General features: G+C 74.3%; 12 protein-coding genes. 5 read left to right on the top strand and 7 right to left on the bottom strand.

Annotation, left to right across the window (positions count from 1 at the left end; all coding sequences use genetic code 11):
* Positions 1 to 66: 66 nt before the first annotated feature.
* Positions 67 to 174 carry a nitroreductase family protein gene (locus tag ACI799_RS13200; protein ID WP_456613249.1) on the top strand — a complete coding sequence of 36 codons (108 nt, stop codon included), beginning with the start codon at positions 67 to 69 and terminating at the stop codon, positions 172 to 174.
* A gap of 11 nt (positions 175 to 185) precedes the next feature.
* Here the strand turns inward: ACI799_RS13200 and ACI799_RS13205 are convergent, their stop codons facing one another.
* From ACI799_RS13205 to ACI799_RS13220, 4 genes are all read right to left on the bottom strand, one after another.
* A complete protein-coding gene (locus ACI799_RS13205) occupies positions 186 to 1,001 on the bottom strand; it encodes a DUF998 domain-containing protein (RefSeq protein WP_456613250.1) in 816 nt (271 codons plus the stop codon).
* A complete protein-coding gene (locus tag ACI799_RS13210) occupies positions 989 to 1,315 on the bottom strand; it encodes a hypothetical protein (protein WP_456588703.1) in 327 nt (108 codons plus the stop codon). Before ACI799_RS13210 ends, ACI799_RS13205 begins: the two co-directional genes overlap by 13 nt.
* 140 nt (positions 1,316 to 1,455) lie before the next feature.
* Positions 1,456 to 1,656, bottom strand: a complete 201-nt coding sequence (locus ACI799_RS13215; RefSeq protein WP_456588704.1) for a hypothetical protein — start codon at positions 1,654 to 1,656, stop codon at positions 1,456 to 1,458.
* A gap of 78 nt (positions 1,657 to 1,734) precedes the next feature.
* Positions 1,735 to 2,055: a hypothetical protein gene (locus ACI799_RS13220; RefSeq protein ID WP_456613251.1), complete on the bottom strand. Its 321-nt coding sequence runs from the start codon at positions 2,053 to 2,055 to the stop codon at positions 1,735 to 1,737.
* 321 nt (positions 2,056 to 2,376) lie between these two features.
* On the opposite strand from ACI799_RS13220, the gene ACI799_RS13225 reads away from it, so the two are divergent.
* Positions 2,377 to 6,882, top strand: coding sequence for an ExeM/NucH family extracellular endonuclease (locus ACI799_RS13225; RefSeq protein WP_456613252.1), 4,506 nt, complete (start codon positions 2,377 to 2,379; stop codon positions 6,880 to 6,882).
* 112 nt (positions 6,883 to 6,994) lie between these two features.
* On the opposite strand, the gene malQ is transcribed toward ACI799_RS13225, so the two are convergent.
* On the bottom strand, positions 6,995 to 8,833 hold the full coding sequence (gene malQ, locus ACI799_RS13230; RefSeq protein WP_456613253.1) for a 4-alpha-glucanotransferase: 1,839 nt from the start codon (positions 8,831 to 8,833) through the stop codon (positions 6,995 to 6,997).
* Positions 8,834 to 8,969: 136 nt separating this feature from the next.
* Between malQ and ACI799_RS13235 the strand changes: the two genes are divergently transcribed.
* The 3 genes from ACI799_RS13235 to ACI799_RS13245 all read left to right on the top strand — a co-directional run bounded on the left by ACI799_RS13235 (position 8,970) and on the right by ACI799_RS13245 (position 12,318).
* Positions 8,970 to 9,962 (top strand): TIGR03885 family FMN-dependent LLM class oxidoreductase, encoded by a 993-nt coding sequence (locus tag ACI799_RS13235; RefSeq protein ID WP_456613254.1) that lies wholly within the window; start codon positions 8,970 to 8,972, stop codon positions 9,960 to 9,962.
* A complete protein-coding gene (locus ACI799_RS13240; RefSeq protein WP_456613255.1) occupies positions 9,959 to 11,626 on the top strand; it encodes an alpha-amylase family protein in 1,668 nt (555 codons plus the stop codon). Before ACI799_RS13235 ends, ACI799_RS13240 begins: the two co-directional genes overlap by 4 nt.
* Positions 11,627 to 11,778: 152 nt before the next feature.
* Positions 11,779 to 12,318: a hypothetical protein gene (locus tag ACI799_RS13245; RefSeq protein WP_456613256.1), complete on the top strand. Its 540-nt coding sequence runs from the start codon at positions 11,779 to 11,781 to the stop codon at positions 12,316 to 12,318.
* Positions 12,319 to 12,396: 78 nt separating this feature from the next.
* On the opposite strand, the gene ACI799_RS13250 is transcribed toward ACI799_RS13245, so the two are convergent.
* Both ACI799_RS13250 and ACI799_RS13255 read right to left on the bottom strand, forming a co-directional pair.
* Positions 12,397 to 13,164: a sulfite exporter TauE/SafE family protein gene (locus ACI799_RS13250; RefSeq protein WP_456613257.1), complete on the bottom strand. Its 768-nt coding sequence runs from the start codon at positions 13,162 to 13,164 to the stop codon at positions 12,397 to 12,399.
* Positions 13,161 to 13,940, bottom strand: coding sequence for a sulfite exporter TauE/SafE family protein (locus tag ACI799_RS13255; protein ID WP_456613258.1), 780 nt, complete (start codon positions 13,938 to 13,940; stop codon positions 13,161 to 13,163). The genes ACI799_RS13250 and ACI799_RS13255 overlap by 4 nt, the downstream gene beginning before the upstream one ends.
* Between the last annotated feature and the right edge of the window lie 64 nt (positions 13,941 to 14,004).

Consider the following 14,004-nt stretch of genomic DNA (forward strand, 5'->3'; position numbering starts at 1 on the left):
CCATGGGGTAGGCACGCACCGGGGCCACCGCCGGTGGTCCTCCGTGGAGACCGGCGGGGAGGGTTCGTGGTGGAGGAGCAGGACTGGGCGCAGGTGGTGGCGGCTGCCACGCGGGCGCCGTCGATCCACAACACGCAGCCGTGGCGGTTCGTCTGGTTCGAGCCGGCCGGCTGAACCCCGGCCGTTCAGCCGCGCCGGTGGGGAGGCGCCCACGGGTCCTCCGGGTCGGCGTCCTCCCCGTCGCCGGACGTCTCCCCGTCGGCGCCGCTCGTCGCGCCGGTCCGCTGGTCGCGGCCGGCGGCGGCCTCCAGGGCCTCGTCGCGTGCCCGCGCCTGCTCCGCCCGCCGCGCCTGCTCCTGCGCCCGTGCCGCATGCAGGGACGACTCCGCGGGCGCGACGTCGCCGCGCCGGCCGAGCCACCACAGCCCCAGCCCGGTGAGGGCCAGGGCGATCGGCAGCGGGTATGCCGCGGCGCGCTCGACGCCCCCTTCCCCGAGGTACCGGGTGACGCCGGTCAGGAAGAAGGCGGTCGCGGCGGTGGCCAGGATGCCCAGCAGCACCACGGTCGTGCCGAGTGCCTCCGACAGGGGGCGCACGGCGTAGGCCAGGGCGATCAGCCCGAGGGCGCCGCCGACCAGGTGCAGGACCGCCCCGAGCGCGTGCAGCGTGCCGTTGCCGTCGGTGGGAAAGACGCCCACGAGCAGCACACCGGCGGCGGAGGCGCCGAGCAGCACGGCCATCGCACGGGCGGCCCCGCCACGCAGCGCGGGAAGCAGCAGCAGGGCCCCGCCCAGCATGAGGGCGGCCTGCACGACGAACGAGGCGTTCATCAGCTGCCGGCCGGCGGAGTCGGCGGCGCCCAGGGCGCTGATCACGTCGTCCGTGCGGGAGTAGGGCCCGGCGTAGCGGGCCTGGGCCACCGCCTCCGCCAGGAAGAACTGCAGGGTCAGCACCCACGCGAGGGCGCCCCAGCGGAGGCGGTGGGCAGTCACGGCAGCCATGATCCCAGCTGGTCGCGGGGAACCCGGTCGAGGACGGCGGACAGCTGCGCGCTCGACAGCCACGACGGGTTGCTGCCGGCCGGCATGCGCAGCACCTCGGCGTCCGCGAAGGCCGGGTCCGCCCGCAGCCCGGCGCGGTCCACCGGCGTGTCGAGGCGGAGCAGGCGGACCGGCAGCACCGGCCCGTCCGCGGTCTCGTGGACCGGGGCGGTGACCCGGCCGACGGCGTGGACGCCGGCCGCGGCGCGCCCGCTCACCCACAGGACCACCGGCTGCCCGGCCGCGACGAGGTCGAGGCGGTAGCTCCGGCGCACGCAGCGCGCCAGGTCGCGGGTGGTACCGGGCAGCCAGGCCGCGTCGACGGACGCCGGCGGCCGGGTGCTCTTGAGCAGCCAGCCGGCGACGTCGCCGGCGCGCAGCCGCGCCGGCGTCGCCGGCCGGGCCGACCGCTCGGTCAGTCGGTGGCCGAGTGGACGTCGGCGCCCGCGGGGTCGGCGTCGTCGGAGCCGACGGCCTGCCGCTCCTTCTCGGTGCGGTACTCCAGCACCTCGTCGGCCGGGTGCGGGTCCTTCGCGTGCTGCGTGCGGTCCCGGGTCGGGTGCTCCTCCGGCGTGATGACGTCGTCGAGGGTGGGGCGGTCATGGGGATCGGTCATCGTGACGTCCTCCGGTCTGTCGGGATGCGGTCGGCAGGAGCCATAGCCCCCACCCGCGGCCGCTAACCGGGACGGAGCTCACCGCGGCTCGAGTCGGGCGGCCGGCAGCCACGCCTCGACCAGTGCGGGCCCGTGCGGACCGGCAACGGCGTAGGTCACCCGGCCGTGCCAGGCGCCGGCACGCTGCTGCCACTCCACCAGCAGCCCCGGCCACGTGCCGGGCGCCTCCGGGGGGTCGTGCACCCAGCAGTGCCGGCCGGCCTCCGCCTGCCCGTCCAGCCGGGGGGCGCCCGCACGGGCGGGCCGAGGTGCCGCGGCCCCCTGGGCCAGTGCACCGGAACGGGCCGCCCGGTCGCTGAGCGAACGCCCGGAGCGGCCTGGGTGCATGCCGCCGGCCATGGCAGCAGTCTCGCACGTCGGTCGAACATGCGTTCGACGGGCCGCGCCGGGTGGTGCCGGCGATTCCGGGTGAACAGTTCGTGCCAGTGGGGAGTGGCGAGCGTCACCGGATCCGGTGGTGGTCCGACCTGTCCCGGAGGGCGTATGCGACCTCGGTCGTGGCGCCCATCCCATTGCAGTGCGCATATCTCCGATGACACCGGGTAGTTACGGCGCCCGGGGGGTCGATCGCGTCGGCGCCGACGTCACCCGTTCGTCACCGAGTGGTCACAACCGCTTCCTACGGTTCCGGCGTCCACCCGCACTCTGGAAGGAACCTGCGTGCCTGATCCAGCCGGCACTCCACCGCAGCGACGCACCGCCGGTGCGATCGCCCGCCGTGCCTGCCTCGGTACCGCCGCCGCGTCCGTCGCGGTCGTCGGCATGCCCGCCGTCGCCCACGCGGCGCCCACGGCCCCCGTCATCTCCGAGATCCACTACGACAACGACGGCGCTGACACCGGCGAGTTCGTCGAGATCCACCTGCCTCCCGGCGGGAGCTCCGCGGACCTCTCGGTCGTGCTCTACAACGGCAACGACCGCGCCCCGTACGGGACCATCGACCTCGGGGACGTGACCGCGCCCGCGGACGCCCCCGCCGTGGTGGCCGTCGACGCGCCGGGGCTGCAGAACGGCGCGCCGGACGGCCTGGCCCTCCTCGACGGGAGCACCGTCGTCGAGTTCCTCTCCTACGAGGGGAGCTTCGTCGCCACCTCCGGTCCGGCCGCCGGGATGGTGAGCAGCGACATCGGAGTGGCGGAGGGCAGCAGCACGCCGGCCGGGTGGTCGCTCTCCCGGAACCTCGACACGGACGAGTGGACGGGCCCGTCCCCGTCCACCCGCGGGGTCGTCAACGGTGCCGGGCCGGAGGAGCCCGAGGAGCCTGGCGACGCCTGCGGGGTCACGCCCACGCACGAGATCGGCGCCGTGCAGGGCGAGGGGGACGCCACCCCGCTCGCCGGCCAGCAGGTCACCGTGCGGGGCGTCGTCGTCGGCGACCTGCCGGGCATGTCCGGCTTCTTCCTGCAGGACGCCGACGGGGACGGGGACGACGCCACGTCCGACGGCATCTTCGTGTTCAGCCCGCTGGAGGTCGACCTCGGCGACACCGTCGCCGTGACCGGCCCGGCGGAGGAGTACTTCGCGCAGACCCAGATCGGCGACGGCAACACCGCCGAGGTGTGTGCCGAGGGGACCGCCGCGGACCTGCCGCCGGCGGCGCCGCTCGACCTGCCCGCCGACGAGGCCGCCCGCGAGCGCCTCGAGGGGATGCTCGTCGAGCCGGTCGACCAGCTCACGGTCAGCGAGGTCTACGACCTCACCCGCTTCGGTGACCTGACCCTGTCCGAGGGCGGTCTGCTGGTGCAGCCGACGGAGCTCGCGCGCCCCGGTGAGGCGGCCGAGGCGATCGCCGAGGAGAACGCGCTGCGCCGCATCGTGCTCGACGACGCCGTCGGCGGGCGGGTCACGCCCGAGACGGCGCCCTACCTGACGCCGGAGACCCCCGTGCGGGTGGGCGACCCGGTCCAGTTCACCGAGCCGCTGGTCCTGGGCTACGGCTTCGACTACTGGCGGCTGTTCCCGGCCGACGGAACGGCCGAAGGGGTCTTCGCCCCGCAGAACACCCGGCCGGAGTCGCCCGACGAGGTCGGCGGTGACATCCAGGTCGGCGCCTTCAACGTGCTGAACTACTTCCTGACCTTCGGCGACAGCAGCACCGCTCGCGGCGCCGAGACCGCCGAGGCCTTCGAGCTGCAGGCCGCCAAGATCGTCGCCGCCATCAACGAGATGGACGCGGACGTCCTGGCCCTCATGGAGATCGAGGACACCGCCTCCACCGGCTACGGCGACGGCACGCCGGACCAGGCGGTCGCCGACCTGGTGTCCCGGCTGAACGAGGACGCCGGCACCGACAAGTGGGCGTTCACGGCGTTCCCGGACGAGCTCCTGGCCGTCGATCGCGACGTCATCCGCAACGCGATCATCTACCAGCCCGCCTCCGTGTCGCCGGTGGGCGAGCCGGTCGGGCTGGTCGACGAGGAGAACTTCGACAACGCCCGCGAGCCCCTCGCGCAGACGTTCGAGGCCGAGGGCGACGCGTTCACCGTCATCGCCAACCACTTCAAGTCCAAGGGCAGCGGGGAGGGGGCCAATGCGGACCAGGGCGACGGGCAGGGTGCCTCGAACCCGGACCGCATCGGCCAGGCGGAGGCGCTGGCCGGCTTCGTCGAGAGCCTGCGGGAGACCACCGGCGACGACGACGTGATGGTGCTCGGTGACCTCAACGCCTACTCCCAGGAGGACCCGATCCAGGTGCTCCGGGAGGCCGGGCTGACCGACCTGGGCACCCAGTTCGACGAGGGCCGCTACAGCTACGTCTTCGACGACATGTCCGGCTCGCTGGACCACGCCATGGCCACCGACAGCCTGACGGCCAAGGTGACCGACGTCGCTCACTGGAATATCAACTCGGTGGAGTCGTTCGCCTACCAGTACGACGGCGCGCCTGCGCTCTACGCGGCGGACGAGTTCCGGTCCAGCGACCACGACCCGATCCTGGTCGGGCTCGACCTGGGCGGTCCGGGCGAGCCCGGACCGGGGGTCGGCGACCCGACCGGGGAGGCCAGTGGCAACAGCTGGGTGCACCCGCAGGACCAGGTCGCCTACATCGCCGGTCACTTCCGGAACACCGACAGCGTGCCGGTGCAGGCGCGGCTGCTCACCGACTACGGCCAGTCGGAGGCGCAGACGGTGGCTCCCGGCGCCGCGGCGTACTTCACCGTGAACACGCAGCTGGCCGAGCTGCCGGCGGGCACCGCCACGATCCGCGTCTACAAGAACGTGGACGGGCAGGGCTACCAGTCGCTGTTCCCGATCTCCTACCCGGGGCAGACCGCCGGGGGTGGCGACGAGGACGGCGTCACGGAGCTGCAGCTGCTGGGGATCAACGACTTCCACGGCCGGCTGGGCGAGGCGGTCGCTCTCGCGGGCACGATCGAGGAGCAGCGGGCCCGGGAGGACGTCGACGCGACGCTGCTGCTGTCCTCCGGTGACAACATCGGCGCCTCGCCGTTCGTCTCCTCCGTCCAGCAGGACGTGCCGACCCTCGAGGTGCTGAACGAGATGGGGCTGCAGGCCTCGGCGGTCGGCAACCACGAGTTCGACCGCGGGTTCGACGACCTGACCGGCCGGGTCGGCGTCGACGGGGAGAGCGGCCTGGCCGGCTTCCCCTACCTCGGCGCCAACGTCTACGGCGAGGACGGGGCCCCGGCGCTGCCGGAGTACGCGCTGCTCGACGCCGACGGCGTGACGGTCGGTGTGATCGGTGTCGTCACCGAGGAGACCCGTTCGCTGGTCTCGCCGGCGGGTATCGAGGGCATCACCTTCGGTGACCCGGTCGAGGCGACCAACCGCGTCGTCGAGGAGCTCACCGACGGGTCCGGGGACGAGGCGGACGTGCTCGTCCTGGTGGCCCACGAGGGCGCTCCGGGCAGCGACTCCCTGGAGGAGCAGCTCGCCGCCGACACCGCGTTCGCCGCGATCGTCACCGGCGTCGACGCCGAGGTGGACGCGATCTTCACCGGTCACACCCACCAGAGCTACGCGTGGGAGGCGCCGGTCCCCGGCGGCGAGGGCACCCGACCGGTGATCCAGACCGGGTCCTACGGGGACGCGCTCGGGCGCATCGCGCTGACCTACGAGGAGTCGACCGACGAGGTCACCGCCTTCACGGTCGAGAACCTGCCGCTCACCGAGCGGCCGGCCGAGGAGCTCGTCGCCGCGTACCCGAGCGTCGCCGAGGTCGCCGAGATCGTGGCGGCGGCGGAGGCATACGCCGACGAGGTGGGTAGCCAGGTGGTCGGGCAGGTGACGGGCGACATCACCCGGGCCTTCACCGACGACGGGACCGAGGACCGCGGGTCGTACTCGGCCCTCGGCGGGCTGGTGGCCGATACCTACGTCTACGGGACCGAGCTCAGCGCGATCGAGCCGGCCGACCTCGGCCTGGTGAACCCGGGTGGCCTGCGGGCCGACCTGCTGTACGAGGAGGACGGTGAGATCACCCTGGCCGAGGCCAACGCGGTCACGCCGTTCGCCAACGACCTGGTCGTCGTCTCGCTGACCGGTGCCCAGCTGGTGCAGGTACTCGAGCAGCAGTGGCAGCCCGCCGGTGCCTCCCGGCCGTTCCTGGCGCTGGGCACGTCGGAGGAGCTCACCTGGTCCTACGACCCGGAGGCGCCCGCTGGTGCGCGGATCATCGTCGACAGCATCCGCATCTCCGGTGAGCCGATCGACCTCGGCGCGACCTACCGGGTGGCGACGAACAGCTTCCTGGCCTCCGGCGGTGACAACTTCACCGTCTTCGCCGAGGGCGTCACGGAGGGGACGGGTCTGATCGACTTCGACTCCTTCCAGGCGTACCTGGAGGACAACTCGCCGCTGAGCCCGGAGGACTACACCGGCCGGGTCAGCCTCGGTGAGGCGGAGGAGCCGGGTGCGCCCGCCGCAGAGGTGACCGTGTCGGACACCACCGTCACCGCACGTGACCGGGTCACGGTGTCGGTCACCGGCTTCGCGGCGCACGAGCGGGTCGTCCTGTCCCTGGGTGGTGCCCGCCTGGGCGCCCTGCGGACCGACGCCGACGGGGCGGGCGCGGCGCTGGTGCGCATCCCGCAGCGGGTTCCGGCCGGTGCGGGCGAGATCGTCGCGACGGCCCCCAGGTCGGGCGTGACCGCCACGGTGCAGGTCGAGGTGACCGAGCTGGTCCGCAGCCGCGCCGGCGGCTGAGCCCGGGGCCGGCCGGCCGCCGAGGTCGGCCGGCCCCGTTCCTGCACGACGGCTGGAGGCCGGCCCCCATGAGGGGCCGGCCTCCGGCTGTCGGTGCCCCGGGCCTGGTGGCTCAGTCCGCGTGGGCGGGCGCCACACCGGCTCGCAGGGTCCGGGCGACCGTCTGCAGCAGGGGGTGGCCCGGCAGGTCCTCGACGAGCACGGGCAGCGGCAGCGACCAGTTGGGACGGTCGTCGGCGCCGGGCATGTTCGGCCGGCGCTGCTCCCCGACGGCGTCGTCCAGCGTCGCCGACAGCAGCAACGACGGCGCCGTCGCCAGCAGTGCGTGCGCCTGCTCCACCGCCTGCTCGACCGTGGCGTCGTCGGAGAGCCCCGGGAGGTGCGCCAGCAGCGACTGCCGGCCGCGCTCCAGCTCCTCCTCGGTGCCCGTGCCGTGCTCCCGCTGCTCGTCGACGTCGGCCTCGGTCCACAGCCCCGCCACGGTGGGCAGGTCGTGGGTGGTGATCGCCGCCATGGCCTCGGCCGGCCATTCCGCGGGGGCGTCGTCCTCGAACCACAGCAGCCGGTAGGACAGCACCCCGTGCTCGGCCATCGCCTCGCGGACCCCGTCCTCGACGGTGCCGAGGTCCTCACCCACCACCAGCGCCTGGGCGCGGTGGCTCTCGAGGGCGACGATGTTCAGCAGGTCCTCGGCCGGATAGCGGACGTAGGCGCCGTCCGCCGCGCTCCCGTCGGCCGGCACCCACCACAGCCGGAACAGACCCATGACGTGGTCGATCCGCAGGCCACCGGCACCGGCCATGGTGGCCCGGATCGACTGGATGAACGGTTCGTAGTCGGCGTCGCGGAGCCGCCAGGGGATCAGCGGCGGGGAGCCCCAGTCCTGGCCGGCCGAGTTGAACGCGTCCGGCGGCGCGCCGACGCTGACCCCGTCGGCCAGCACCTCCTGCCACGTCCACGCGTCCGCGCCGCCGCCGGCGAAGCCGATCGGCAGGTCCTGGATGACGGTCATGCCCTCGGCGGCGGCGGTGAACTGCAGCTCCAGCGCCCACTGCAGCCAGGCGTGGAAGGCCACGACGGCGCCGTGCCGCTCGGCGTAGGCCGCGACGGCCGGGCCGTCCGGGCGCCGCAGCTCCTCGGGCCAGGCGTGCCAGTCGGCGCCGTGCTCCTCGGTGATCGCCGCCCACGTCGCCCAGTCCTGCAGCGTCCGCCCGCGCTCCTCCCGCCAGCGGGCGAAGGCCTCCCCGCCGCCGTGGGCGAAGAAGATCCGCATGAGCACCTCGCGCTTGCGCGCCCAGATCGCGTCGCGGTCGATCAGCGGCCCCTCGGACAGCGCGCGGCCGGCGTCGGCCTCGAGGTCGACGGCGTCGGCCCCGGGCACCTCGTCCACCCGCAGGTAGATCGGGTTGCGGAACCGGCGGGTGGCCGGCAGGTAGGGGCTGGCCTCCTGCTGCGCGATCGGGGCGACGGCGTGCAGCGGGTTGATCAGCAGGAACCCCGCCCCCTGCTCGTCGGCCATCTGCCGGAGGGCCCGCAGATCGCCGAGGTCGCCGATGCCCCAGCTGTCCCGGCCGCGGGCGGCGTACAGCTGCACCGCCCAGCCCCACGCGCGGTCCTCGGGCAGCCAGCAGCGTCCGGGCGACACGATCAGCCGGCGCCGGCGGCCCTCCGGGGACTGCAGCCAGTGGTAGCCCAGCGGGAAGTCCTCCGGCAGCTCGCCGTCGATGTGCCGGACCTCGCCGTCCTCGCAGACGACGTCGGCCTCGTCCACCTCGAGCGCGTCCCCGGGCCGGGCGACGATCGGCGCCCGGTCCTCCAGGTCGGCCGGCGGCTCGCCGATGACGGCGCGCAGCTGCTCGATCGTCTCCTGGGCTACCTGGTGCTCCTCGTCCAGCGCGTCCAGCCAGCTCGCATCGATGCCCCAGTCGTCTGTGGTCGGCTTCGTCGTCACCCCGCGATCCTCGCCGGGTGCGCCCCGGCTCGCAGTCCGGACCGGCGTGGCGCCGCTCTCGTCCGGCGCCGGCTCGTGATCGACCCTGACGCGTCCCACGTGGCCGCGCCGTCGGGACTCGGGTAGGCATCGGGCCATGCCGGTGATCGGGTTCCACAACTCCCACGAGCAGGTGCACCCCGCCGCGTTGCTGGACGCCGTCCGGCACGCCGAGGAGGTGGGGTTCACCGCCGCGATGTGCTCGGACCACCTCACCCCCTGGAACCCGCGGCAGGGCGAGTCGGGGTTCGCGTGGTCGTGGCTGGGGGCGGCGATGGCGACGACGTCGCTGCCGTTCGGCGCCGTGAACGCGCCCGGGCAGCGCTACCACCCGGTGATCGTGGCCCAGGCGATCGCCACCCTGGGCGCGATGTTCCCGGGGCGCTTCTGGGTCGCCCTGGGCAGCGGCGAGGCGATGAACGAGCACGTCACCGGCGACGCCTGGCCGCGCAAGTCGGTGCGGGACGCCCGGCTGCTGGAGTGCGTGGCGGTCATCCGGGCGCTGCTCGCGGGGGAGGAGGTCAGCCACGACGGGCTGGTCACCGTCGACCGGGCCAAGATCCACACGCTGCCCGAGCAGTCTCCGGCGCTGATCGCCCCGGCCGTCAGCGTGGCCACCGCACGCAACGGCGCGGCATGGGCCGATGGGCTGGTGACCATCAACCAGCCGCCCGACAAGCTGCGCGAGGTGGTGGCCGCCTACCGCGATGCCGGCGGGCGCGGCACGCTGGCCCTGCAGGTGCACCTGTCCTGGGACCCCGACCCCGACCGGGCCCTGGCGATCGCGCACGACCAGTGGCGCAGCAACGTCTTCCCGCCGCCGCTGTGCTGGGACCTCGACAGCCCGGAGGCCTTCGAGCAGGCCAGCGCGCACGTGCGGCCGGGCGACGTCATCGGGCCGGTCCGGGTGTCGGCCGACCTGGGGCAGCACACCGCCTGGCTGCAGGAGTACCTGGAGCTCGGTTTCGACGCGGTGTACCTGCACCACGTCGGCAAGGAGCAGCGGCCGTTCCTGGACGCGTTCGGCGAGCACGTGCTGCCGCAGCTCGGGGTCACCGCCCCCGGCCCCGTCGAGGCGGTGCAGGGGTGAGGATCACCGACACCAGCGACCTGTGGTGGAAGAACGCCGTCGTCTACTGCCTCGACGTCGAGACCTACCTGGACTGGGACGGCGACGGCTGTGGCGACTTCGCGGGCCTCGCCCAGCGGATCGACCACCTGGCCGACCTCGGCGTCACCTGCCTGTGGCTGATGCCCTTCTACCCCACCGCCGAGCGCGACGACGGCTACGACATCACCGACTTCTACGGCGTCGACCCGCGGCTGGGCACCCACGGTGACCTGGTCGAGGTGATCCGGACGGCGAACGACCGCGGCATCCGGGTGATCGCCGACCTGGTGGTGAACCACACCTCCATCCACCACCCGTGGTTCGAGTCGGCGCGCCGGAGCACCGACGCCCCGTTCCGCGACTTCTACGTGTGGCGCGCGGACGAGCCGCCGGACACCAGCGACCAGGTGGTCTTCCCCGACCAGGAGGGCGGCATCTGGACGCTCTCGGAGGAGACGGGGGAGTGGTACCTGCACCGCTTCTACAAGGAGCAGCCCGACCTGGACGTGACCAACCCGCGGGTCCGGGACGAGATCGCCAAGATCATGGGCTTCTGGCTCCAGCTGGGGCTCTCGGGGTTCCGCGTGGACGCGGTGCCGTACTTCCTGGAGACCCAGCACGCCGCCGCCGACGACCTGCCGCAGCCGCACGAGTACCTGCGGGCGCTGCGCCGGTTCCTCACCCGGCGGTCGGGGCCGGCGATCCTGCTCGGCGAGGTGAACCTGCCCTACGAGGAGCAGGTGACGTTCTTCGGCGGCCCGGACGGCGACGAGCTGACCATGCAGTTCGACTTCGTCGGCATGCAGGCGATGTACCTGTCCCTGGCGCGCTGTGACGCCGGCCCGCTCACCGAGGCCCTCCGGTCGCGGCCGTCGATCGCCTCGGACACCCAGTGGGCCACGTTCGTGCGCAACCACGACGAGCTGACCCTCGACAAGCTCTCCGAGGACGAGCGCGCGGAGGTCTTCGCCGCCTTCGGCCCGGACCCGCGGATGCAGCTCTACGGCCGCGGGCTGCGCCGGCGGCTGCCGCCGATGCTGGCCGGTGACCCGCGCCGGATCCGGCTGGTCTACAGCCTCATGTTCGCCCTGCCCGGCACCCCGGTGCTCTTCTACGGGGAGGAGATCGGCATGGGAGAGGAGCTCTCCGCCGACGGGCGGCAGTCGGTGCGGACGCCGATGCAGTGGGACGACGGGGTCAACGGCGGCTTCTCGACGGCCGGGCCCGACCGGCTGCCCGGACCCGTGGTCCGCGGCGGGTTCGCTCCCGAGTTCGTCAACGTCGCCGACCAGCGGCGCGACCCGGATTCGCTGCTGTCGTTCATGAAGCTGCTGATCCGCCGGTACCGGGAGTCGCCGGAGCTGGGCTGGGGGAGCTTCGAACTGCTGGACCAGCCGCACGCGGCCGTGCTGGCGCACCGCTGCGCCTGGGACGACGGGGCGCTGATCGCCGTCCACAACCTGGGCGCCGAGCCGTGCACGGTCCCGCTGCGGTTGCCCGACCTCGGCGGTGCGGGGCTGCACGACCTGTTGCAGGAGGGTGCCACCCCGGTGGCCGACGACGGCGCGGTGGAGCTGGCGCTGGACGGCTACGGGCACCGCTGGCTGCGGGTGGTGCGGCAGGGGAGCCGCCGGCTGCTCTGAGCGCGGCGGTGGCCGACTGCACCCGGCCGGTCACGCGCTGACCTGCGTTCCCGTGCCCGGGGAGGGTGAGGGATGACCCACGCCGCGGCGGCGGGGTGTCCTGCGGCGTTCGCGGTGCACCTGTGCCTAGCGTGGCCCGTGAGGTGAGTGCGATGAGCGAACGAGACCAGACCATGTCCCTGCCCGAGCCGAGCGCCGACGGCGCCGGCGCCGGTGCCACCGCAGCGGGAGCCGCCGGGCCCGTCCCGCCGCTGCCCGACCCGACACCGGTCGACGACCCGGGAGGCACGCCCACGGTCGGGCACGCCACCGCACCGGTGAGCGTGCGACCGGCCCCCCGCAAGCCACGGCGCGGCCCGATGATCGTCATGGGCCCCTGGGCCCCGGTCGCCGGCGGCCTGCTCGGACTGTTCCTCGGCCTGGTCGTCGTGCTGCTGCTCGCCGGCTCGGCGGACGCCTTCGACGACCGGCTGGCGCTGGCGTTCGCCGTCGTCGGCCTCGGCCTGCTCGGCGCCGCCGGCGTCCTGCTCGCCGACGAGGTGCGGATCGTGCGCCAGCGCTCCCGGGAGGCCGGGGTGCGGCCGCAGTGGGTGGAGGCGACGGCGGGGCTGGTGAACGGGCTGACGCCCGCCCGGCTGCTGCTGCTGGTCAGCGCGTTCGTGCTGTTCCTCTCGGCCTACGTCGCCGGCTGACCGAGCCGGCGGGCGCCGGTCGTGGTCATGGCGCGGCCTGACCACGACCGGGCTGCACCCGCCGGGCGCGGGGCTCGTTCAGAGGTAGGCCTGGACGCCCAGGTGGACGGCGAGCCCCAGGCCGGCCAACGCGATGAGCCGGCGCAGCAGCGTCTGCGGTGCCCGGCGCACGACGCGCGGCCCCAGGCGCCCGCCGGCGAACAGCCCGAGGGCCAGCGGCAGCGCCGCGGTCCAGGCGACCGGGGCCAGCACCACGAACGCGACGGCGGCCACCGCGTTGGCCATGCCGAGCATGACGTTCTTCAGCGCGTTGCTGCGGGCCAGCCCCTCGCCGGTGCCGAGGAGGAACAGCGCGAGCAGCATGACGCCGGCGGCGGCGCCGAAGTACCCGCCGTACACGGCGACGGCGAAGGTGGCCACGGGCAGCCACCGCGGGTCGGGGGTCGCCGCCTGCGCGGCCATCCCCTCGACGGCGAGCTCGCGCGGCGAGCGCTGCAGGACGAGGACGAGGGACGCCCCGGCGACCAGCCAGGGGACGATCCGCTCGAACGCCGCGGACGGGGTGAGCAGGAGCAGCGTGGCGCCGGCGGCGCCGCCCAGCACCGCCCCCACGGCCAGCCGCCCCACCCGTCGTCCCTGGCCGCGCAGCTCCGGCCCGGAGGCGCTGACCGACCCGGCGCTGTTCAGCACGAGCGCCACGGTGTTGGTGACATTGGCGGCGACCGGAGAGAGGCCGGTGGCCAGCAGCGCGGGGTAGCTCACCAGCGAGGCGAGCCCGGCGATGCTGCCGGTCAGCCCGGCCCCCACGCCGGCGGCCACGAGGAAGAGGAATTCGAGGACGCTCACCGGGAGACGAGCACCCCGATCGCCACCACGCCCAGGACGACGATCGCCGTCCGCAGCACCGGCTCGGGCAGTCGCCGTCCGTAGCGGGCGCCGACGTGCCCGCCGGCCAGCGAGCCGACGGCCAGCAGCCCGGCCGCCGACCAGAGCACCCGGTCGGTGGCGACCACCACGTAGGCGCCGGCCGCCACCGAGTTCACCGTCAGGGTCAGCACGTTCTTGATCGCGTTGAGCCGCTGCAGGGGCTCCCGCAGCAGAAGGCCGAAGACGCCGATCTGGATCACGCCCTGGCTGGCGGCGAAGTAGCCGCCGTAGGTGCCGGTCAGGTAGGCGGTGCCGACGAGGGCCGCGTGCCGTCCCGGGCCGATGCGGGGAGTGCGTCGCTCGTCCGCCCCCCGCCGGGCCAGCCGGCGCCGGACCAGCGGGTGCGCGGCCACCAGGACGACGGCGAGCGCGATCAGCACCGGCACCACCGCCTCGAACGTCGCGGCGGGCAGGTGCAGCAGGAGGAAGGCGCCGGTGAGCCCGCCGAGGACGGAGGCGGGGATCAGCCGCAGCAGCAGGGGCCACTGCCCGCGCAGCTCACGCCGGTAGCCGATCGAGCCGGTCAGGTTGCCGGCGATCAGGCCCAGCGAGTTGCTGATCGTGGCCGGGACCGGGGGGATGCCCACCCCGACGAGCACCGGGAAGGAGACCAGCGTCCCGGAACCGATGACGGCGTTGATGCCACCGGCCGCGACGCCCGCCACCGCGACGGCCACCATCTCCCACGCGGTCATGCGGTCATCGCCGACGAGCCTGGCACGCCAGGACCCCGCCCGGGCGGGCAGGTGGGTGTGATCG

It is taken from the genome of Blastococcus sp. SYSU DS0753 (assembly GCF_054051175.1).